This is a genomic window from Chryseobacterium sp. WG23, from assembly GCF_024586575.1.
GTDB lineage: Bacteria > Bacteroidota > Bacteroidia > Flavobacteriales > Weeksellaceae > Chryseobacterium.
The window spans coordinates 66,512-88,460 of sequence record NZ_JALCZE010000009.1 but is presented as its reverse complement, the minus strand read 5'-3'; the positions used below and the strand labels follow the sequence as shown (position 1 = coordinate 88,460).

At 36.4% G+C, this 21,949-nt stretch carries 20 protein-coding genes; 8 read left to right on the top strand and 12 right to left on the bottom strand.

Features of this window, described 5'->3' with window-relative positions:
* Window positions 1-53 precede the first annotated feature (53 nt).
* The 6 genes from MP477_RS14830 to MP477_RS14805 form a co-directional block, all read right to left on the bottom strand.
* Window positions 54-866 carry a siderophore-interacting protein gene (locus MP477_RS14830; RefSeq protein WP_257191011.1) on the bottom strand — a complete coding sequence of 271 codons (813 nt, stop codon included), beginning with the start codon at window positions 864-866 and terminating at the stop codon, window positions 54-56.
* Window positions 867-971: 105 nt separating this feature from the next.
* Complete coding sequence (locus tag MP477_RS14825; protein ID WP_257191010.1) at window positions 972-3,182, bottom strand: TonB-dependent receptor; 2,211 nt, start codon at window positions 3,180-3,182, stop codon at window positions 972-974.
* A 192-nt stretch (window positions 3,183-3,374) separates the two neighbouring features.
* Window positions 3,375-4,967, bottom strand: coding sequence for an MFS transporter (locus MP477_RS14820; protein ID WP_257191009.1), 1,593 nt, complete (start codon window positions 4,965-4,967; stop codon window positions 3,375-3,377).
* Window positions 4,968-5,071: 104 nt separating this feature from the next.
* On the bottom strand, window positions 5,072-6,190 hold the full coding sequence (locus tag MP477_RS14815; RefSeq protein WP_230034594.1) for an HlyD family secretion protein: 1,119 nt from the start codon (window positions 6,188-6,190) through the stop codon (window positions 5,072-5,074).
* A 23-nt stretch (window positions 6,191-6,213) separates the two neighbouring features.
* Window positions 6,214-7,524 (bottom strand): TolC family protein, encoded by a 1,311-nt coding sequence (locus tag MP477_RS14810; protein ID WP_257191008.1) that lies wholly within the window; start codon window positions 7,522-7,524, stop codon window positions 6,214-6,216.
* 89 nt (window positions 7,525-7,613) lie between these two features.
* The gene (locus tag MP477_RS14805) at window positions 7,614-8,459 is read right to left on the bottom strand and encodes an AraC family transcriptional regulator (protein ID WP_257191007.1); all 846 of its coding nucleotides are present in this window, start codon (window positions 8,457-8,459) and stop codon (window positions 7,614-7,616) included.
* Between the two features lie 73 nt (window positions 8,460-8,532).
* Here MP477_RS14805 and MP477_RS14800 point away from each other — a divergent pair, with 73 nt between their 5' ends.
* Both MP477_RS14800 and MP477_RS14795 read left to right on the top strand, forming a co-directional pair.
* The gene (locus MP477_RS14800; RefSeq protein ID WP_230034589.1) at window positions 8,533-9,006 is read left to right on the top strand and encodes a DUF962 domain-containing protein; all 474 of its coding nucleotides are present in this window, start codon (window positions 8,533-8,535) and stop codon (window positions 9,004-9,006) included.
* A gap of 197 nt (window positions 9,007-9,203) precedes the next feature.
* Complete coding sequence (locus tag MP477_RS14795) at window positions 9,204-10,076, top strand: DUF4349 domain-containing protein (RefSeq protein WP_257191006.1); 873 nt, start codon at window positions 9,204-9,206, stop codon at window positions 10,074-10,076.
* A 76-nt stretch (window positions 10,077-10,152) separates the two neighbouring features.
* On the opposite strand, the gene MP477_RS14790 is transcribed toward MP477_RS14795, so the two are convergent.
* The 5 genes from MP477_RS14790 to dnaA form a co-directional block, all read right to left on the bottom strand.
* Window positions 10,153-10,530, bottom strand: coding sequence for a hypothetical protein (locus MP477_RS14790; RefSeq protein ID WP_257191005.1), 378 nt, complete (start codon window positions 10,528-10,530; stop codon window positions 10,153-10,155).
* Between the two features lie 224 nt (window positions 10,531-10,754).
* A complete protein-coding gene (locus MP477_RS14785; RefSeq protein WP_230034583.1) occupies window positions 10,755-11,453 on the bottom strand; it encodes an SAM-dependent methyltransferase in 699 nt (232 codons plus the stop codon).
* 4 nt (window positions 11,454-11,457) lie between these two features.
* Complete coding sequence (locus MP477_RS14780; protein WP_257191004.1) at window positions 11,458-11,958, bottom strand: nuclear transport factor 2 family protein; 501 nt, start codon at window positions 11,956-11,958, stop codon at window positions 11,458-11,460.
* Between the two features lie 5 nt (window positions 11,959-11,963).
* A complete protein-coding gene (locus MP477_RS14775; protein ID WP_257191003.1) occupies window positions 11,964-12,413 on the bottom strand; it encodes a low molecular weight protein-tyrosine-phosphatase in 450 nt (149 codons plus the stop codon).
* 106 nt (window positions 12,414-12,519) lie between these two features.
* Entirely contained in the window at window positions 12,520-13,974 is a 1,455-nt protein-coding gene (gene dnaA / locus MP477_RS14770) for a chromosomal replication initiator protein DnaA (protein ID WP_230034578.1), read from the bottom strand.
* 137 nt (window positions 13,975-14,111) lie between these two features.
* Here dnaA and MP477_RS14765 point away from each other — a divergent pair, with 137 nt between their 5' ends.
* From MP477_RS14765 to MP477_RS14740, 6 genes are all read left to right on the top strand, one after another.
* On the top strand, window positions 14,112-14,519 hold the full coding sequence (locus tag MP477_RS14765) for a thioesterase family protein (protein ID WP_257191002.1): 408 nt from the start codon (window positions 14,112-14,114) through the stop codon (window positions 14,517-14,519).
* 353 nt (window positions 14,520-14,872) lie between these two features.
* A complete protein-coding gene (locus tag MP477_RS14760) occupies window positions 14,873-15,583 on the top strand; it encodes a hypothetical protein (protein WP_230034567.1) in 711 nt (236 codons plus the stop codon).
* A gap of 221 nt (window positions 15,584-15,804) precedes the next feature.
* Window positions 15,805-16,653, top strand: a complete 849-nt coding sequence (gene pheA / locus MP477_RS14755; protein WP_230034565.1) for a prephenate dehydratase — start codon at window positions 15,805-15,807, stop codon at window positions 16,651-16,653.
* A gap of 364 nt (window positions 16,654-17,017) precedes the next feature.
* Window positions 17,018-17,725, top strand: coding sequence for a hypothetical protein (locus MP477_RS14750; RefSeq protein WP_257191001.1), 708 nt, complete (start codon window positions 17,018-17,020; stop codon window positions 17,723-17,725).
* Window positions 17,726-17,837: 112 nt separating this feature from the next.
* Window positions 17,838-20,075, top strand: coding sequence for a DUF2339 domain-containing protein (locus MP477_RS14745; protein ID WP_257191000.1), 2,238 nt, complete (start codon window positions 17,838-17,840; stop codon window positions 20,073-20,075).
* A 104-nt stretch (window positions 20,076-20,179) separates the two neighbouring features.
* Window positions 20,180-20,611, top strand: a complete 432-nt coding sequence (locus MP477_RS14740) for a hypothetical protein (RefSeq protein ID WP_230034559.1) — start codon at window positions 20,180-20,182, stop codon at window positions 20,609-20,611.
* Window positions 20,612-20,658: 47 nt separating this feature from the next.
* On the opposite strand, the gene MP477_RS14735 is transcribed toward MP477_RS14740, so the two are convergent.
* Window positions 20,659-21,936 (bottom strand): replication-associated recombination protein A, encoded by a 1,278-nt coding sequence (locus tag MP477_RS14735; protein ID WP_230034557.1) that lies wholly within the window; start codon window positions 21,934-21,936, stop codon window positions 20,659-20,661.
* Window positions 21,937-21,949: the final 13 nt, after the last annotated feature.

Here is a 21,949-nt window from a genome sequence, read left to right as displayed (position 1 = left end):
CTAATTCTCCTGTAAAAAGTATAATCTTCTCTTCACCACCTATGACCTATCAACTATTCCATCGAATTCTTCTCCCGATGTCTGTCCGCCTGGGACTCATTTTCAGCAACTCCCGCTTTCCAGTAAGAATAGGCATACAGTTCCTGGGAAGTCCAGTTTTTATCTTTTCTCAGATAAGTACGGATTTCTTTAACACTTGAAAACTCACAGGCCACATATCCAAACTTCCGGGTTTCGGGAATGTCAATATTTTTTACTGCTTCCGGCATCTTACTACCAGCTTGAGGCTGTGCATTATGAAGCCACTTAAAATCAATATCAGCTTGAGTTACTAAGATCTGTTCATCTTCTTTTCCATGAACTTCAATGATACAGATTCCTTTTACAGTTGGAGGCAGGGTTTCTAAAATAGCACTTAAAACAGGAATTGCCGTAGCATCTCCCGCCAGCAAATACCAATCAGCTTCAGGATACAACTCCTTTCCATCCAGACGCATCATGACTCCCAGTTTTGAGCCTGCTTCCGCATCCCTCACCCATTTCGAGGCGGGTCCACCGTCTCCATGATCTACAAAATCAATGATCAGCTCATTTTTCTCAAGATCAATTCCTCTGTGTGTATACGTCCTGATAGCCGGGGCAACTTCCTTAGCAGGATATACCCACTGCTGATTTTCATCCAAAATTGGAAAATGAATTTCGTTTAAACCAGCTGGAGGAACTGCAATTTTATTGTTATCTCCTACTACCGTATTTTTGAACAAATGAACTTCAGGTGAATAGAGATAAACCCTGATAAAATGGTCAGTGATGTATTCTTTTCTCGTCACTTCGGCAACAATCTGCCCTGTTGAAATTTTCGCCATAATTGAAATTTTTTTTAAAATTAATATCCGGTTTCCAACCAACGTCAGAAACCGGATGTCTAAGAAAATATCATTCAGATCAAGGCTGTATACCCTAATCTATTTTTAAAAATCAAATGTATAAGACAGATTGAATGTTCTTCCTCTTCCTTTGTAATTAAACAGTTCCGGAAGTCCGTAAGAAGAATATAAAACCTGAGAACGCTTGCTCCAAATCGTCTGATAATCTGTATTAAACAGGTTCTGGATTCCTAAGTTGAATTTACCCCAGTTGAATCGGTATCCAATCATTAAATCGGAGGTATTATATCCCTCCACTACATTATTAAGCTCATCTTTCTGTTTGAAATTCTGCAGCGACTGGAATCTGAACGACCAGTCTTTAATATTGTACCCGATATAAGTTACTAATTTTGATGGTGAAGCATTATAGATCTCCTGTTTTTGCCATTCTCCTTTATTGTCTACCTCAGATTTAATCAAAAGTCCGCTGGCTCCAAAGTAAACGCCATTGCTTAAAGCATAGGAAACCTCAGCTTCGATTCCCATATTTCTTAATTTCAAATCGTTCACCAAAATCTGAAACGTCTTTTTATCTACTGCAACACTCTTATCAGAATTACTTAAAAATCCTGCAATCTGTGCTCTTAAACCACCTTTATTGACACGATATCCCACTTCAAACTGATTGGTTTTGATAGCCTGTAATGGCTGGTCTTTCACATTGATACTTGATACCACATCCCAGTTCGTTCCATTCAGTTTATAAGTACCGATTCCATAAAACTTCGCTGGATCTGCCAAACTTGCTCCCTGAGAAAATGTTCCCCAAACCTGGTGCTGTTCATTGAATTTATATAATAATCCTGCGTTAGCAAGGGTTACATTATAAGAGCTTTCACCTCCGGGAATGGCAGATGCTGTTGCTCCATATCCCATTGCCACCTGAGTTTGCTGCTCAGATCCTACAAAATCATCCATTTTCACCGTGATGTTCTGATAACGGATTCCTGCATTAACCTGTAACTTGGGAAGGATATTATACTTTGCCTGAACATATCCTGCATAACTCTGAGAATGGTTGGTAGGATATCTTCCCAACCTGTATTTTGTTTCATTGATCAATCCACCGCTTGACATTGTTTTAGTCATATCATAAACCGACTGGTTTCCTTCAAACTTTTCAAAATCTATGTCTGCTCCATAAGTAATATTCAGCCCTCTCCATGATTTTGATAATAAAGCTTTTATCCCGGAATAATAAGTATCCTGCTGTGAAGAGGACATATAGGCTGTTTTTCCGCTCTGCAGCGTCACATTTCCGGGGAAAGGATAAAATCCTAATTTCTCACCACGGGTAGCAAACTGTACATATAGGTCCTGCCCGCCAAGAATTCCGTTTCCGGTATAGGCTACCGTTCCCATATAACGTTCTGTTCCTACATTTTTATCGGAAGAAAAACCGTCTCTCATTTCCAGCAAAGAAGCATTTTTTGTAGTGAAAGCACTTAAGTTTTCACCTAAAAAAAGACTTCGGTCTCCATTAAACTTGGAGTTATAATACTGAAGGGAAGCTGTTATTTTATGTTTATTGTTAAACTGATATCCTCCTGTAGCCAGAATATCTACAGACTGGTTGTACTGAAGGTCAGTTTGGGTAATATCGGTAAAAAGCTGATTCTGATCTGCACCATACACTCCTCCATTTTGCTGGTAAGCAATTCCCAATCTTCCGAAGAACTTCTCTCCTTTTCCTGCAATAGACTGTGCAGCACGGAAGTCATGATCATCTTTACCCATAAATCCTGTGCGTGCTCCCAGTTCAGTCTCTCCACTAATTCCTTTTTTGGAAGGGGTTTTTGTAATAATATTGATGATACCGCCGGTTGCATTACCTCCATAAATAGAGCTGGCTCCGGAAAGCACTTCTATTCTTTCAATATTAAAGGGGTCAATGGCATCCAGCTGACGGCTGATGGCACGGATACTGTTCAATGAAACACCGTCAATCATTACCAGCGCAGAACGTCCCCTCATATTCTGTCCATAATTGGTTCTTCCCTGTGGACCGATATCCATACTTGGAATTAAGATCGAAAGCATTTCTTTAATAGGAACTCCACTTTTGGCCTGTTCCTGAATTTTTTCTTTCTGAACCACCCAGACTGTTCCGGGAATTTCAGAGATTTTCGTAGGTTTTCTGGAGGCTACGATCACTACATCGTCAATACCTTTAGAGGCTATAGAATCCTTAGCTGTCTGGGAAAATAGTAATCCCGAAGCCAACAGACCTATGAATACATACTGCTTTTTCATTCTTTCTACTCGAAGTTTTATAATCCCACAAAGATAATTTTTATTACTTCTAAATAAAAATAACTAAAGATAAAATTATTCATGATTTTAAAAACCAAAGAGTATGAGACTCATTTATAAAGTTCATGAAAAACGTAAAATCCCAGCCTGCAAGAGGTCCGGGATTTTACTCGTGAAAAACAAGGTTATTTTTTATACCGCAGGTCCGGCTGCGTCTTTTATTTCTTCTAATAATTTTTTTCGTTCATGAAGTCTTCTTCTTGCAATAACGGATTTTCCTCCAATTACCCTTACAAATCTCAGGTATTGGAAACGTTTTGCTCCAAAATGATGGGTGATTACATACAACAATACTCCGAATCCCACCATAATGATATACCCGAATATCTTCTTGGTGGCGATAATAATAGCATTCAGCTGGATAACCTTCATATTGGCAGCAACATTCTGAGGGGTAACCGTCATAACATCCATATAAACGGCAAGATCTCCTACTGCTGTAATCTGAAACCGGTATTGAAACCAGGAATACAGGGTTGAGAAAATACCTACTGCCAGAAAAGTTCGCCATACCAACACAAGTCCTATTGCTGCAAGCATTTCATCCATTTCAAGCTTATCTAAAGTATAAAACCATACTGAAATAAACAGTGAACACATTCCATAGCCTTTTAGGAACATCGGCAGATACCAATGATCATAACTAAATTCCAATACCATCGAAAAATACATAATGATGGCATATCCTATCATCCCGGCAAAACCTGAAAATATATACATCTTCAGTGGTTTTTCTTTTTTAAACCAGAATATGGCAATAGCCCCGGCTAATATAATTCCGGGAATCATAAGTAAACTAAGTCCGGCATTAGTCACCTGATCATATCCCAAAACTCCCACGGCAAAAGTCGTCTGAAGAGAGGCTGTTCCTAAAAACATTCCCAGCCAAAATAACATAAACAAACCATGCTGCACGTTATTTTTTGTAAATATTTTAAATGAAAGATAAGGTCGCTTTAAGGTTAACTGACGGATACTAAGCAATGCAAAGCTTATAAAAGCTGCAATACTAGCATTAATAATGTGTTTTGAATTCAGCCAATCCTGTTGTCTGCCGAAAGAATACACATATGCCGAAAACATAAAAGTGGATATAAACAGCAGTATGCTTAGCCAGTCGATATAATGCAGAGGGACTTTCAGCGCAAAATATTTATTATGCATAAAGATCCAGTGAATAAGTGCCAACGCAAAACATAAAACTGAAATAAAGATGTAAAACTGCTGCCAGTTATACAGAAGGGAAAATTTGGCAGCATAATAGGCTGCTACCTGATTCATTACCAAAACAAATGTATAGAACAGTCCATAAAACATTCCCCGGTTACCAATCATCATCATGAGTGGCAGGAACAATTCTATAGTGACCATCATTTTCATAAATCCAATCAGAAGAGAGGTAGATACAAAAATCATTGGCTCTAAAGTGGTGGCATTCACATAGCTCAGCAGCCCTAAAAGCACAAGCAGCAATACCATTTTATCTCGTACTTTGAATCTCATTTTCATTCTAAGAACAACCGGCATACATGCTCCCATCCCAATGGTAGTGGCATAATTGGCCCACATGAAATATTCTGTTAACGCTCCGGTACCGCTCACCAAATGGCTGATATTCCCAGTATAGACCCCGCCAAGCGGCATTACCACTGCAAGCAGTAATACAATCAGCAGCAGCTGTATGGGTTTAGGTACCCAGTCGTTATATAATCCTTTATTGTACATGTTTTTATTTGATCATAGATTTCAGATATCAGATAACAGACTTTTTACATTCATCTTCAGTTTCCATCATAACATTAGGTCTGAAATCTGACATCTTATATCTTTTAGTCTTCATTAATATTCACATTCATATTCATTCCTGCACTCAGTTTATCCATATCTTCTTTTTTATTGGAAGCTGTAAATTCTATTCTTACAGGGATTCTTTGCTGCACTTTAATGAAGTTTCCGGTAGAGTTATCGGTAGGTACACTTGAATATCTTGATCCGGTAGCCGCAGACACTGCTGTGACAACTCCTTCAAACTTCTTACCACCCAAGGCATCTGCCGACATCGTTATTTTTTCACCAATTTTAATAGTAGGCATCTGACTTTCAAGGAAGTTAGCAGTAACCCACTTCTGACCATTCAAAACAATGGTAGCCACCTGCTGCCCCGGCTGAATCAGCTGGCCTTCGGAAATCGTTCTTCTTCCCATTACCCCATCATAAGGAGCCGTGATTACCGTATATGAAAGGTTAATTTTTGCCATGTCCAACGCAGATTTCGTTCTTTTGATTTCTGCATCATTAATCCCAAGTCTGCTTTTCACTTCCGTTGTAGATAGATTTGCTGACTGCTTCTGATTAACCAGCGTTTCATAAGCTGCTTTCTGAGCATCATATTCTGTTTTTACCTGGTCATATTGTTGTCTTGTCACCGCTTCAGCTGACAAAAGATTTTTATACCGGTTTAAGTTTTGTTCGGCGTTCCAAAGTCGGGCTTTAGCACCGGCAATATTGGATTCCATTACGTTGATGTTGTTGGAAACTGTATTTACAGAAGAGCCCGTAGCTGTTTTCTGAGCTATTGCATTCTGATAAGCAGCTTCAGCCTGTCCCAATTGTGTCAGGATTTCACGATTGTCAAGAACCACCAGGGTATCTCCTTTTTTTACCTTTTGGTGTTCGATAAATTTAATGTCTTTGATATAGGCAGAAACCCTTGTATTGATTGGATTAATAAATTCCTCAACCTGAGCGGCTTCTGTATAGGTTTTATTCCCGATATGGAAATATTCACGGATTAACCAGAACAGCCCGAAACCAATCAACATAAAAACGATGATGTTGGAAATGATTGCTCTGATTTTATTTCTTTTATTTTGCTTCTTTTTACCTTCCCCGCTTGGTTTTGCAGGAGTTTGAGGTGTATTTTGAGTCGTTTGTTCCTTGTTTTCCATTGTGGTGTTTTCAGTTTTAAAAATTAAAGAGTTCCTGTAGATTTCAAAAGGTTATAATACTGATACAAAACATTGATCTCCGCATTGGCATAATCAAGTTCTGACTGCAGTTTCTGGTTCTGGGCATCAATCATTTCTGCCTGTACGGCCAATTGGTTCAGATACTTGGCTTCCGTAATCTTGTAATTCTCTTCCGCCAGTCTTTTTGAATCGTTCAGAATATCCGCCTGCTGAATTGCCTCCTGGTATTTTGTATAGGCAGCATTCACTCCCATATCGATGTTCTGCTCTGTCAGTGTTATGGCATCATTAGCCTGGTTCTTTTGCAGCTCACCTAATTTTACCTTTTCTTTTGTTTTATACAGTGTATCTATATTGTAGCTAAGGGAAACCCCCGTCTGCCACCCTCCTGAATACATATCCAAAACAGGGTTTCTTGTGGTAATTGGCCTCTGCAAAGTATAGCCACCAAATCCAGCTATAGTAGGCATATTATCGGTCTTTATAATTTCAATATTCTTATCTGCTATATCTCTGTTTTTCTGTGCTGATTTCATCAAAGGGTTACTATCGTGAGCCAGGCTCATATAATATTCCATTCCTATTCCTGATTCTTTATTTTCAATACTTTCAGTAGGAACAATCTCTGTGTCGGATGATAAACCTAATGCGATATTTAAATTATAGTTAAGGATTTTTTTATTGTTTGAAAGGGTTAAAATCCCCTGATCCAGGTTTTTAATAGCCAATTCACCACGAATCACCTCATTTCGTGTCACCATGCCCTGTTGATAGAACTTCTGGATATTTTTAAGACGTTCCTGAGCCAGCTTTTTGTTGTTTTGAAATACTTCTTCCTGATTCAACGTTTTGTATATATCCAGATAATTTGAAATCACTAAAAATTTCACATCCTGTTTATTCTTCTCCAGATCCAATTCAGAAAGCTGTTCCCGGAGACCTGCCATTTCAATAGACTTACTCACCAATCCTCCTTTGAAAATCAGCTGTGTTGCCTGTACCGCATATGAACTTCCGTAATGGGGCATAGGAATAGTGGTGGAATTTGAAAAATCTTTGTCAATAGCTACCGCATTTCCCAAGTAGAACTGGCTTGTAGAAGCCGTAATGGTGGGTAATTTCTGAAGTTTTACAACATTAGTGTTCTGTTTGGCGATGTCAATATTCTGAGCAGAAACTTTTAACTGCTGGTGGTTTCGAACTGCCAGTTCGGCAACCTCATCGGCAGTCATCTGTTTAATCTGTTGAGAAAAAAACAGCGCAGGAAAAGCTGCTATCAAAAGAGATAGTGCTGTTTTTATTTTCTTTGTCATTTTACCTTGTTTTACGAATACAAAGTTAGGGCAATAACAAAATCAATCAAATGTTTGATTCTTGGAAAAAGATGTTCAAATGTAGTATTTTAGTTTTCAAACTGATGCCTATATTGTTTAGGGCTTACCTCAAGATGTTTTTTAAAAAAGTGCGAAAAAGAGTATTGATCGCTAAATCCGAGGATAGAAGAAACCTCTGAAACCGGTTTATTGGAAGAGTTTAAAAGCACTTTTGCTTCATTGATGACAATAGCAGCAATGATTTGGCTTGCGGATTTCCCTGTAACGGACTTCACCACCGAAGAAAGATGTCTGGTTGTAATGGATTGCCGTTCTGCATAAAACTCTACGCTCCTTTCTGTAAGGTGGTACTCTGCAAGATCGGTAAGAAATACAAAAACAATCTCTTCCTGCCTGGACATCTGATTCATAGAGTTGTTATCTTCTTTGGAGATAATTCCCGCCATCTGGTAACAGAAAACAGAAAACAGATGCTCTACCATTTCTTTTTTGTACAGCATTTCAGTTTCAGAATCCAAAATATATTTTAGGAAATTGACACTTTTCCATACTACCTCCATTTCGCTTTCCGGAAAAGGCACTCCTTTGTTCATCTGCTGTCTGAAATAACGGTAAGTAATCAGGCGGTTGAACTTCAATGATAAAGTAGAAATAAATTCTCTTTTATAGGAAACCATCCGGGACTGGAAATCCCCGCTCACCGCTACTACTTCATAAATCGTTTGTGGATCGGTCACCATAAACATATTGGATGAAAGCTCCAGGTCATTGAAATGCTGCCTAAGCTTTAGGGTTCCGGATTTAATAAAAATAAATGCTGGATTTTCAGGACGGAATGGTTTATCAACAGCAATTCTCTCAAAGATATTGCGTTGGGTAAAAATTTCAACTCCGAATTTTTCTAGGGCAGACATATCACAAATTTAAGCAAACTTATTACCGATTACAAAATTTTATTATTTTAGCGTTTACCAAATTCACTATACTATGAGAAAGGTTGATTTATTATTTGCAGAATATAGCAAGAGCCATAGAAACGCAACCAACAAATTGATACACTGGATCTGTGTACCTTTGATTTTCTGGGCTCTTCTGGGCTTCATTTCCCTTATTCCATCGCCTCATTTCTGCTTCTCTTACTTTGGATGCATCAGTATTGTAAGTATGATTACTGTTTTATTGGTTACCTTTTTCTATCTACGGCTCTCCCTTCTGATCAGTATCATCATGGTTTTCATGATGCTGGTAACAGAACACTTTATCTATCTTACCAATGTTCATTTCGGAAAACAATCATGGATCATCTATCTTACCATATTCATTATTACCTGGATCTTCCAGTTTATCGGACATAAAATTGAAGGTAAAAAGCCTTCCTTTTTAAAAGATTTACAATTTTTACTGGTAGGGCCTATCTGGCTGCTGAGTTTCATCCTTAAAAAAACAGGAATCCGGTATTAATCTTCCAAAACGTACAATAAAACCCGGATAACTTCTATTCTCCTTCCAACGTTCCGTAAAAGTATTATTTATTAAAATAATTCCAGCCCTTTACAACCTTTACAACAATTAAGTCATCTTTTATAGTATATAGAGAGTATTGCCTTTGAAATAAGTATTTCAAGCATGCTTTTTGATACCATCTTAATAAACTAATTATGAGAACTCTGTTTTTACCCTTATTTTTCCTTGTCTTTATGAACTGCAGCAAGTCAAATGCTGACAAGCAGGCTGTGAATGCTGATTTAATGGAAGTTATTTCTGAAGATAAGATTGTTTCTGATGTCGCAATACCTCCACCACCTGCTCCTGCTGAAATTTCAAAAGCATCTGCAGTAACCTCTACCAGCATTCCAAAAAAAACAGATACTATTTCAAGGAAAGTGATCAAAAACGGAGATATGAGAATCCAGGTTGGCGATATTAAAAAAGCACAATCTCAAATCAATGATATTCTAAAAAAGAATAATGCTTATATTCAGAAAGAGCAGTTCCAGAATACAGATACTGATGATCATCTGAACCTTACCATTCGTGTTCCTCATAAAAGTTTTGATGAACTTGTTAATTCTTTTTCAAATGGAGTGGGTTCTGTTCTTTCCAAAAATATTTCATCCAATGACGTTACTGAAGAATACACTGACATTACCATAAAACTGGCCAATAAGAAAATATATCTTGAAAAATACCGCGACATGCTTAAAAGTGCTGCCACTACAAAAGACATGCTGGAAATCCAGGAAAATATCCGGGAACTGGAAGATGAAATTGATGTAGCGGAAGGAAGGCTTCGTTTTATTGACGACCGGGTTAATTACAGTACGTTGGAAGTAATTTTATATAAAGAAAAAGTAAGAAGTTCAGCGACCTCCAACATAGGATTTGGGAGCAGATTTGTAGATTCTCTGGCAGAAGGCTGGAATAGTTTTGTAAATTTCTTCCTGGGAATTATTTCTTTTTGGCCGTTTTTGCTTCTTATTCCTATCGTCATCTTCTTATGGAAAAAATGGAAGTCAGGAAAAACAAAATAATAAAAATACTTTTTTTACAAAATAAAATTCCAGGTATCAGCTATAATACCTGGAATTTTATTGCATTTTCAATGATTTAAGCATTATAAAAATCTTTAACAGTTTCAAGCACCTGTTCCTCTGACATCTTCTGTGCTGTATCTAATGTTATCTTAAGGTTTTTAAATTGGGCCGTATCATGGAGATACTTCTTAAGCTCTTCCTGAATGGTTCCCGGGCCTGTAATATAAACTTCCTGGGAATTGGTCAGGAGATGCTCTATTTCTTTAAAAAATTTTACTCTGTTAGTACGTTCTGCATTATTTCCTGCATTTTCACTTGAATTCCCATGCTGTATTTCTGCTTTTACAGGGCTGCACAGGAAAAACTTGAACGCATTCTGAGCATCATGGTTTTTTACAACAATTGCCTTTTCTGTATCTATCCACAGCCCGGCTAATTTCTTGTCTGACATAATTTTATTTTTTGGTGTTATGAGCTACATCCAACAAGAATGGTGCAAAGAGGATGTTAATAGCTGTTAAATATTCTTCATGAGGCTGTGAAGTGATTTTGCAGACTTATATTTATTTTACTATTCTCTCGTTGAAAGGCTCAGTATAATATAACCAAGTAATTTCTAAGGCTAAATAAAATTAACTGTAGAGATGGCTTCACCTTGCAATGGTGGGTGAAAAACTATTTACCCAGCACAAATACAGCAGGAATTTTGTGGAGTTCCGGCTTTTGTTTTTGCCAGTCTTTTATTGTTTTTGTTTTTATAAATTCATGTTCAGGATCGTTGATATTGGCAGCAATGCACAACTTTGTGCTGGATGGCAAGAATTTCGTCAGATCTTCAAAAAGCTGATTGTTCCGGTAGGGTGTTTCCATAAAGATCTGTGAATACCCCGTTTTCTGCACCAAACTTTCCAGGTGCATAATCTGTTTCTTCTTCTCTCCTTTATCAATAGGAAGGTAACCGTGGAACGTAAATTCCTGTCCATTGAATCCACTTGAAATCAATGCAAGGATAATGGATGATGGTCCGGAAATAGGAATTATTCTGATATTCTTCTCATGACACCATTTTACAATCAGGTTGCCCGGATCAGCAATGCAAGGCAGTCCAGCCTCTGAAAGCAGTCCAAAGTCCTGTCCTTTTAGCATCAGATCCTGTGCTTCTTTAATATCAGCCCCTTCTGTGTATTTATCTAATAAAAACAGCTTCAGATCGGCCTGTTTCTTTTCCGGAGCAAAGAATTTAATCACCTTTCTTGCTGTTTTTTCGTTTTCTACAAAGAAATAGTCCGTCTGCATGATATAATCCTTTAAAACAGGCGAAAAATGGTTAATAGAGGTATTTTCTGATAAATAAGCTGGGAGTAAAAAAAGCATTGTATTATTTTTTTGTTCTTTCGTTGAGTGAGGGTTGTGGGAAGTATTTGGTAAGCTCCATAGAAAAGGTAACGGAAGTAATTTTCCAGACACCATTGATTTTCATGAGTGTCCAGATCTCTTTTCCCCAGTTTTCCATTTTGCCGTCATACCAAAAGCTGTAATCAAAATTGGCAGATGCTATGGCTCCGTCTTCAATAATCTTAATATTATCAAATTTTTCTTCAGATTTGTCATCCGAAAAACTCTTGATAAAGGCTTTATAATCATCGGCAAAGTAAGCTTCGGCTATGGGGCTTTTTTCCAGACGTTTTGCCTGGCTTCTTTCTTTATAAATTCCTGTCCAGAGTACCGGTTCCTGGAATAAAGACAGGTATTTAACCTCATCCCTTGTTTTGATGCACGTCATAAAGTCATCCATCAGTTTACGGATTTCGGTTTCATTTTTCGTCTGGGCAAAAGAGAAACTGAAGCTCAAAAGACATAACAGCAGCAGTTTTTTCATGACTATTATTTTAGTATTTGTTCTATGATAGCATTACAACCTTTTTCCAACAGCTGAAAAACATCTTCAAAATCTTTCATATCCCCCCAATAAGGGTCCGGAACTTCTGCATTTTTATGATCTCCAACGGTTTCTAAAAACAGGGCTACTTTCCGGCGTTCGGTTTCGTTTTCAGCTTTCGAGACCACATCGGCATATACATCGATATCCATACAGTACATCTTATCAAAGGTCTCAAAATCAGCCCTGGTAACAGGTCTTGATCTTTGCCTGGAAATATCTATTCCGTGGTTGGCAGCTGTTTGTATTGCTCTTTTATCGGGATGCTCGCCTTCATGCATAGAAATGGTTCCTGCTGAATCTATAACAAAGTTTTCAGGAACTTTTGTTTTCATAATCCCCTCTGCTAAAGGGCTTCTGCATATATTTCCCAAACAAACCATTAATATTTTCATCCTGAAAAAAAATTAAGTATTAGATCCCTTTATTTTAGCAAAACTAAATAAAAAATGAAGAATAAACCTATTCTTCATTTTTATTATTTTAATCAATGATTATTTTCTACTGTTTGATTCTTTCTGTAAGGTCTTTTACATACTTCTTCACTTCCTTATCTATTTTGGATACATCTTTAATCGTATCACAAGCGTACATTACCGTTGAATGGTCTTTTCCGCCCATTTCCTCACCAATTTTACTAAATGTAGAGTTAGTGAACTCTTTTGAGAAATACATGGCCAATTGTCTTGGAAGGGCAATTTCTCTTTTCCTTGTTTTGGATAAAAGCTGCTCTTTTTTGATTCCAAAATAGTCACAGACCACTTCCTGAATATAAGGAATATTAATGATCTTCTTCTGGTTGGCAGCAATCCTGTTGATGGTTTCTTTTAACAGCTCTAAGCTTAGATCTGTTTTATAGATCGTAGAATAAGCAATTACAGAGTTGATAATACCAATAAGCTCTCTTACATTTGTTTTCGCTTCCGAAGCAAGGAACTCAAGCATATCGTCAGGAAGGACAATTCCGTCTCTGCTCAGTTTATTCTCAATAATTCTTTTACGTGTTGTTAAATCCGGGGATTTAATTTCTGCAGAAAGCCCCCATTTGAAACGGGAAACAATTCTGTCCTGAATATCCATAATATCTGCAGGAGCTTTATCAGAAGTAAGGATAATCTGCTTTCCGTTTTGATGCAAATGATCAAAAATATGGAAGAAACTGTCCTGAGTTGCTGATTTTCCTGATAAGAACTGGATATCATCGATGATCAATACATCTACCATTTGGTAGAAGTTTGCAAATTCTGTTTGCTTATGTGCTTTAGCAGCAGAAATAAACTGCTGAATAAATTTTTCTGAGGATAAGTACAGCACCACTTTGTCCGGAAACTGGCTTTTTACTTCAAGACCTACAGCCTGCCCCAAGTGGGTTTTTCCAACACCATAACCTCCATATAGGAATAATGGGTTGAAAGCGGTTGCTCCCGGTCTCTTTGCAATTGATCTGGCAACTGTAGCGGCAAATTTATTACTTTCTCCTTCTACATAATTATCGAAAGAAAAATCTGCCTTAAGATTAGAATCAATATTAACTTTCTTAATTCCGGGAACTACAAAAGGGTTTACAATATTGGAAGAAAATCCCTGAGGCATAGTTTCCTGTACTTTTGGGGTAGGAACACTTTTCCCTTTCATATTCATGGTAACAGGTTTTTCCAGTCCGCTTGGTCTGTTTTCCATAACCGAATACCATAATTTCACTCCTTTTCCGATATTTTTTTTCAGGGCTGCAGAAAGAAGGGATAAGTAGTTGTCTTCTATATATTCTTTGTAGAAATCACTGGGAACAATTAATGTAAGGTTGTTGTCAGCAAGGGTCAGTGGCTGTACTTTATCAAATAACAGGTCGAAAGATTTTTCAAGCTTTTTCAAATCAGAATCATCCTCAGCTGCGTTTAAGTTATCACGCATAAACTGAAGACACCTCTGCCATATCATCATTAAATTTTCGTCCATATTTGGGCCCCGATTAATTGTTTTGTTAGTATTGTTTTTAGAAGGATGACAAAGGTCCAATATTTTCTTTTTAAAAAAAAATATTGCAGGTATTGATTATTTAAAAATATATTTGTATGTATAATTTACCATTAAAAATGATACACACAACACACTCAATACGAGTACGTTACGGAGAAACAGATCCTATGAAATATGTCTACTATGGGAACTACGCAGAGTATTTCGAAATAGGGAGAGTGGAGCTCTTCCGAAGCATAGGAATTTCATACGATGAAATTGAAAACCAAGGAATTTGGTTACCTGTCTCAGACTACAAAATTAAATATATTCGTCCGGCTTTATATGATCAAAAACTAGAAATCCATACCTACATTAAAAAAATTCCGGGTGTAAGGATTGAATTTGAGTACGAAATTTACAATGAAGAAGATATTAAAATTACTGAAGCTTCCACTACTCTGTTCTTTTTAGATGCTAAAACCAATAAGATCATAAAGTGTCCTGATTTTTTAATGGAGTTTATTGAAGCCAACTGGAAATAGGCTGTAGGTAAAAGATACAGTAATTAATTTTCAAGGAAACTGCAAAGAGCTTATTTTCGGGAATTAAAAATATTACTAAAATATAAGGAAACAGAAAACTAAAAATAAGCATTACTCTTCTTTTCTATAACAGATACCTGAAAATTTCACCATGTAAAATATTAATATTTTACATGGTGAAATTTTCTTTTAGCTTCTAAAGAAAACGCAACTATTTATTCTTTTAAAAAATATAAATATATTATTGAAAATCAGATAAAAATTCCTTAAAAGCAAGTAAGTTAAAACGAAATAATAATTCAAAAACTTGTGAATAATTGTTATATTTTTATTGTAATTTAAAAATATATCAAATGAAAACAAAAACTTTCCAATTAATTTGCATTTTTATTGTTATATTTCAATATGCACAGATAGGAATCCTTACAAAGGATCCCAAAGCAGCCCTAGATGTTAATGGGAATACCGTCATAAGGCAAGTTCCTCAAACAAACACCTTGCCTGGATATCAATTTTTACTCATGAATCAAAGCAATTCAGAAGTATCCCAAATAAGTCCGGGCAACATAAATTTTTCAGATACGTTAAATCCATCAGTGTATGCAGCAAAAAAAGCTTCAGGTATCAGTCTGCTAAGTTTGGGAATTTTTCCGTCGGGATTTAGATCCGTAAATTTTACAACAACTGAAAAAACAACAGGAAATCCCACTTTATTCTCTGATGCAGAAAGCGCTTATACTGCTCCATCCAATGGAGTATATCTTATAGGCTATACCTTTCGTTATGGTACCGGATTACAGGCATCACTATTAGCCGACACCCCGGGTATCGGAATAGTACTAACAAGAGCAAACACAGCGACTATACTAGACAGCCGTGTTTTCAGTGGCATCAATTTGTCGATATTACTTAGCGTAACCATTTCAGAATCCACGATAAATTCACTGTATACTTTGCAGGCAGGTGATAAAATTTCTTTTGGGCTTATAGGTTCCGGTTTATTAGATGTAGGACTATTAGGATCCAGTACATCGTCTTTTTATATTTACAAAGTGTCTAATTAATGTAAGGGAGAAATTTCAGTAATTCAACTACCCTTTTTTTTTTAAGATGTTGAAAACAATAAGATCATAAAGCGCCTTTTTTAGAGTACAGATGGCAAAAAAACAGCTCCTATTCTATGATTACAAGTTTAATATTATAATCAGTCATTAATTTTAGCTCCTTTATATCTGAATTAATTTGCACCTTTGCAGTTCAGTTTAAACAAAACCTTATATAATTTATGAAGATTGCATTTTTGGGACCTCATGCCAGTTTCACACAGCTTGCGGCAGCCCAGCTTTTTCCGGAAGATGAAATTTTACCTCAGGCCAGTATTTTGGATTGTTTTAATGCAGTGGAAAGCGGTGAAGCTGTAAAAGCAGTCGTTCCATTGGAAAACTCCATAGAAGGAACAGTTTCAATGACACTGGACTATTTATATAAGACACCGTCTATCAAAATAGAAGCAGAAGCGGTGATGCCTATTGCACATCATCTGATGATTCATCCCGGGAATACCATAGAGGATATAGAAAAAATATATTCTCATCCCCAGGCTTTAGCACAGAGTTTCCATTTTCTGGATACCCATTATAAAGGAATCACCAAACAGGACTTTTCCTCTACTGCTGCTGCTGCAAAATATGTTTCAGAAAATAAAGACCTTAAGATTGCTGCAGTTGCCAATCAGTTTGCAGCCAATTTATATGGTTTAAAAATTATCAACCGTAATATCCAGGATTTTGAACAGAATCATACCCGGTTTATTATTATTTCCAAACAACAGAACCAGTACCAGAGTGATCGTCTTGAAATTTTAGGTGAAAAATCTGGTATGCTTATTACTCTTCCGGAAGATCATGCCGGAGGATTGCATCAGGTTTTATCGGTTTTTGCATGGAGAAAGATGAACCTTAGTAAAATTGAATCCAGAACTTTGAAAACAGGTTTGGGCAATTATTTCTTCTTTATCAATGTGGTGGGCAAATGGGAAGAAATCCTTCATGGGAATGCGCTTAGGGAGCTTGAATCTATCCATGCAGAAGTGGATTTTCTGGGGAATTACAAAGAATTTCTATTAGAAAGCTAACATTATAATTTTCAGCACAAAAAAGCACGAAAACACTGTCATTATGGCAGTGTTTTTTGTTATGAAACACGTTTAAAACAACTGATAATCAACAAGATACAAACAGCAATCCTCAGTTTTAAAAGCAGTGTTAAAAAAAATACAATTCAAAACATCAAGATATATTATATTTTTTATTAAATTTGATACAGTAAAATTTAAGGAATCAAAAACCGTAACCAAATTATGGAATATACTAAGACATGATATAATTATATGTTTAATATATTATCAAATAATTAATATTAAACTTATATAATCATCAACCCAAAGCAAATTACTGCTTTTACCCAAAAAAGGAGAAACTAATTAAAAAAATTCGATCATGAAAACTAAAATTTACAGCTTATTACTAGCGTGTTCTACTTTACCCCTATTTTCCCAGGTTGGTATAAACACATCAGCTCCCACAGCAACATTAGATGTCAATGGAAATGCGAAAGTACGTATTACTCCCGCAGCGCCTTCATTAACAGGATATCAGGTCCTAGGTCTTAACACGACAACTTCGGAGATGGCCAGCATAGACCCTCAGCTTCTCTACGCCGGAGCCAACACCAACTCTTCTCTTTATGCTGCAAAGAAAACTGCAGGAATCAGCCTTTTGAGCTTAGGATTATTTCCATCAGGATTCAGAGCAGTCAACTTCCTGACGGCAGAAAGAACCATTGGATCAGCAGCTCTGTTCAATGACACAGACAACACCTTTACAATTCCATCAACAGGTGTTTATGCTATAGGATTTGCTTTCCGTTATGGAACAGGACTCCAGGCTTCTATATTAGCAAACAATCCCGGAATTGGTATCGTAAGAACAAGAGCCGGAGTTTCTACTACTATTGACAGCCGTGCATTTAGCGGAGCCAATCTTATCCTGCTAAGTCTGACCATTTCTGAAAGCTCTCTTAACTCAGTGTATTCATTCCAGGCAGGAGATAAAGTTTCGTTTGGCCTTGTAGGATCAACAGCTTTGGATGTAGGATTATTAGGATCCAGCGTCGCTTCATTCTATATCTACAAGGTATCGAATTAATAAAAAAACATATTGTTAGTTATTTATATAGTTAATCCATCACATGAATTGTGGTGGATTAATTTTTGCAGGTGATTTCAAACATTTAGCTATATTTGATAAAAACTATGAAATGAATGAATATCTCTTTGCTATATTAATTATTATCATTGCAGTTATTTTCAACAATCTGAATACTAAAATCAGAAAACTTGAAAAAGAGGTATCGGATCTTAATTCCAAAATTAACCCGTTATCAAATCATTCTCAGCCTGTTCAGGAAGAAATTTCTTCTGAAAAAAGCAATTCTCCGCAACAGATTCAGCCCCATGAAATTTATAACACAGAAAGCCCGGTTACTATAATCCGTGAAGATCCTCCTGCTACTCAAAAAGACTGGTTTAGCCCGGTTTTCGAATTTTTAAAACAAAATGCACTCACCATTGTAGGTATTTTTACCCTTGTCCTGGGAATCGGTTATTTTGTAAAGTATGCTATTGATAAAAACTGGATTGGAGAAACAGCACGCGCCGGCATAGGGCTTTGTACAGGTATTGCCATTATCCTTACCGGACATTTCCTACGAAAAAATTACGCCACTTTTGCCTCAATTATCACTGGAGGAGGGATTGCTGTTCTGTACTTTACCGACACGATAGCCTTTCGGGAATATCATCTTTTCACTCAGAATACAGCGTTTATTATCACTACTTTGATTACAGCAGGTTCTATTGCACTCTCCTATTATTATAAAAGTGAGGTACTGATTATCTTTTCGTTATTAGGTGGATTTTCAGCTCCTTTGATGATCAGTAGCGGCCAGAGCAATTATACTTTCCTTTTTATTTATATAAGTCTTTTAAATATAGGAATGCTTGTTACCGCTTTCCTTCAGCATTGGAAAAGTGTGGGCTGGACAGCCTTTATTTTTACCAGCCTTTATTTGTTTTCCTGGACCACAGAAAAGCCGGAGCTTTTAAGTATTGTATTTTATAGTATCAGCTATATTATCTTTTATATTTTTGCCCTTCAAGACTATATCAAAAAGAACATCCTGTCAACTTCAGGGATTTTAATGCTTGCGTTAACTAATTTCTTCAGTGTTATAGGGCTTGTTTATATTTTTAATGAATTAAAATATGAACCTGTTATCATTTTTCCTATAGCATTTGCCATTCTTAATGCACTGCTTTTATTCAGGGAATATGGAAGAAAAAATTCAGGCATTTCCTATTCTGTTTTTGCAGGAATAACGGTAAGCTTAATTACCATAGCCATCGCTCTTCAGTTTGAAGCGCACCTGATTACCAGTGTATGGGCTATAGAAGCAAGTCTTCTTCTTTTTATCTGGAAAAAAACAGGGCACAAAATTTTCAAAAACTGTTTTTACATCTTATTTCCTCTTGTTATTATTGCCCAGATCATCACATGGACAGAATATTTCAATGCAAAAAATCTGAATATTATATTTAATCCTGTATTTTTAACCAGCCTCGTAACCATTGCTACAAGCATTATCAATCTATTTTTATTAAAAGAAACACAGGAAAAACAACCACGAAACAGCAATGTCCCTGAAGAGCTCATAACCATTATTAGCTTTGGTGCCATCTATACTGCTTTATTGTCTGAAATGATCTACCATCTTTCCGGAATGCCCTGGGAAGCCATCATCAATGCAGCGTTATTATTCAGTATGTATTACGTTTTTACCTTATTGCTTTTCAGAAAAAAACTGAATATCCAAAATAGCTTTCAGACACTATTTATTTATTTTTTCCTTTTTTTACTGATCATCACCTCGTCTGCCTCCACTCTATCGGTAGTTACAGCAATACTGTCAAAAAAACTTCAGACCGGATTTTATTTCATTCATCTGTTGCAATGGATTCCCTTTATTTATATAGGTATCAGTATAATTCCATCATCAAACTTTAACAGGACAAAGATCTCTTACTGGATTTTTGCACTGGCACTGATCATTGCCGTTAGCTGTGGTCTTCATCACTCCTATCTGCTCGTTAACGCTAACGATATACTACACTCCTATAAGGTAACAGAGCGCTTCAATATTTTATATTTACCTATAATATGGACCATCTTAGCCAGTATTTTCATCTATGCAGGGTTAAAAAAGAATATTCAGGAATATAGTAAAATAGGTTTTGCCCTTATTGGTATTATGGTACTGAAGCTGTATGGCTATGATGTATGGCAAATGGACAATATCTCCAGGGTAATTGCATTTATTATCCTTGGAATAATCTTATTATTAAGCTCATTTACCTTTCAGCGTCTTAAAAACATGATCGTGAAAATAGTGGATAACAAAGATAAAAATGCTAATGGAGCAGATTCACCATCTGAATAAACTTCATTATCGGTAAACAAAATTTAAAACATCTTGAAATTACATCCACATTTCACAAAAAAGAACTATATTTATCACGTTTTTAACAGTTACATATTCTGATTATGAAAAAAATACTCTACTCTTTTTTACTTCTTTCATCTGCAATGTTATTTGCACAGAAAAACACATCTGCAAAGTTTGCAATTGCACATGATATCATCGGGACAGTAGATATGTTTAATGCGAACAAAAGCATTATTCAAAGCTCAAAAGTGTATAATACTCCAGCCAGCCTACCTCAAAATCTGAAAAAATACAGCTTTATTTCAGAAAATGGTATTACAGAATACAAAATTAAAAGTAACTATGGGCTAGACAGAATTTCATTAGCTTCTCTGAATAAGCAAAATAATCTTCCGGAGACGAATCATGTATTTATTGAAGGCTATGAATTCTCAGATACCAATACTCTGGTATACGGAGATATTCTTGGAAGATCAGAAGTAAAAGACTATAACGGCCAGAAAACATTGTATATTTATACCAGCCGTTAATTTAAATGATATTAAAAAGGATACTGTGCTACAGTATCCTTTTTATTTTAATATTTATTATTCCATTTTTTCTTAAGCTCTTCATAGATCTTCTTTTCTGTAGAGTTATTTCCGGGCTCATAAAGTTTTATATCTTTTATTTCTTCCGGAAGAAAATTCTGTTCTACAAAATTTCCTTCATAAGAATGGGCATATTTATATTCTTTGCCATAATCCATATCTTTCATCAGCTTTGTTGGAGCATTTCTCAAATGAAGGGGTACAGGCAGGTTCCCGGTTCGTTTTACCAATGCCAGCGCTTCATTAATGGCCATGTATGCAGAATTACTCTTAGGGGAGACCGCAAGATAAACTGCAGCTTCACTTAATATGATCCTTGCTTCAGGATTTCCGATAACATTGACCGCCTGAAAACAGTTATTGGCAACAACCAGAGCATTAGGATTGGCCAAGCCTATATCTTCCGCAGCCAAAATAAGCATTCGCCTTGCAATAAATTTAATATCCTCACCTCCCGCAATCATTCTGGCCAGCCAATACACGGCTCCGTTAGGATCACTTCCACGCATAGATTTGATAAAAGCTGAAATAATATCATAATGCTGCTCACCATTCTTATCATACAAAGCCATTGTTTCCTGAAGAATCTCAAGTACATTGGCATTATTTATTTCTTTAATTGCTGAGTTTTTATACTGATTCAAAACCAGTTCTACAGAATTGATCAGTTTTCTGGCGTCTCCACCCGAATATTGTATTAAAGCTTCGTTTTCTATAATTTTAAAATCTGTTTTCTCATCTTTGTTATACCGGTCAGAGGCTGTATCAATAAGCTCTTCCAGCTTTTCATAACTTAAAGCTTTAAGAACATATACCTGACTTCTCGAAAGCAAAGCCGAGACTACTTCAAAACTTGGGTTTTCTGTGGTGGCCCCTATTAAAACAATCCAGCCTTTTTCTACTGCATGCAGTAATGAATCCTGTTGGGATTTATTGAAACGGTGAATTTCATCAATAAATAAAATGGGTGATTTTCCGGAAAACAAATTCTGCTTTTTGGCATCATCAATCACATCACGCACATCCTTTACTCCCGATGAAACTGCAGATAACTTATAAAACTTTCTCCCTGACTTCTCAGAAATAATTTCCGCCAGTGTGGTTTTCCCTGTCCCCGGAGGTCCCCAAAAGATCAGAGAATTCAGGGTGTTATTTTCAATCATCTTCCTGATCGTCCCCTTTTCTCCGGTAAGATGCTCCTGTCCCAGAACTTCATCCAGGTTTTGGGGTCTTAATTTTTCAGCTAATGGAATATTTTGATTCAAGGTAAATTTATTT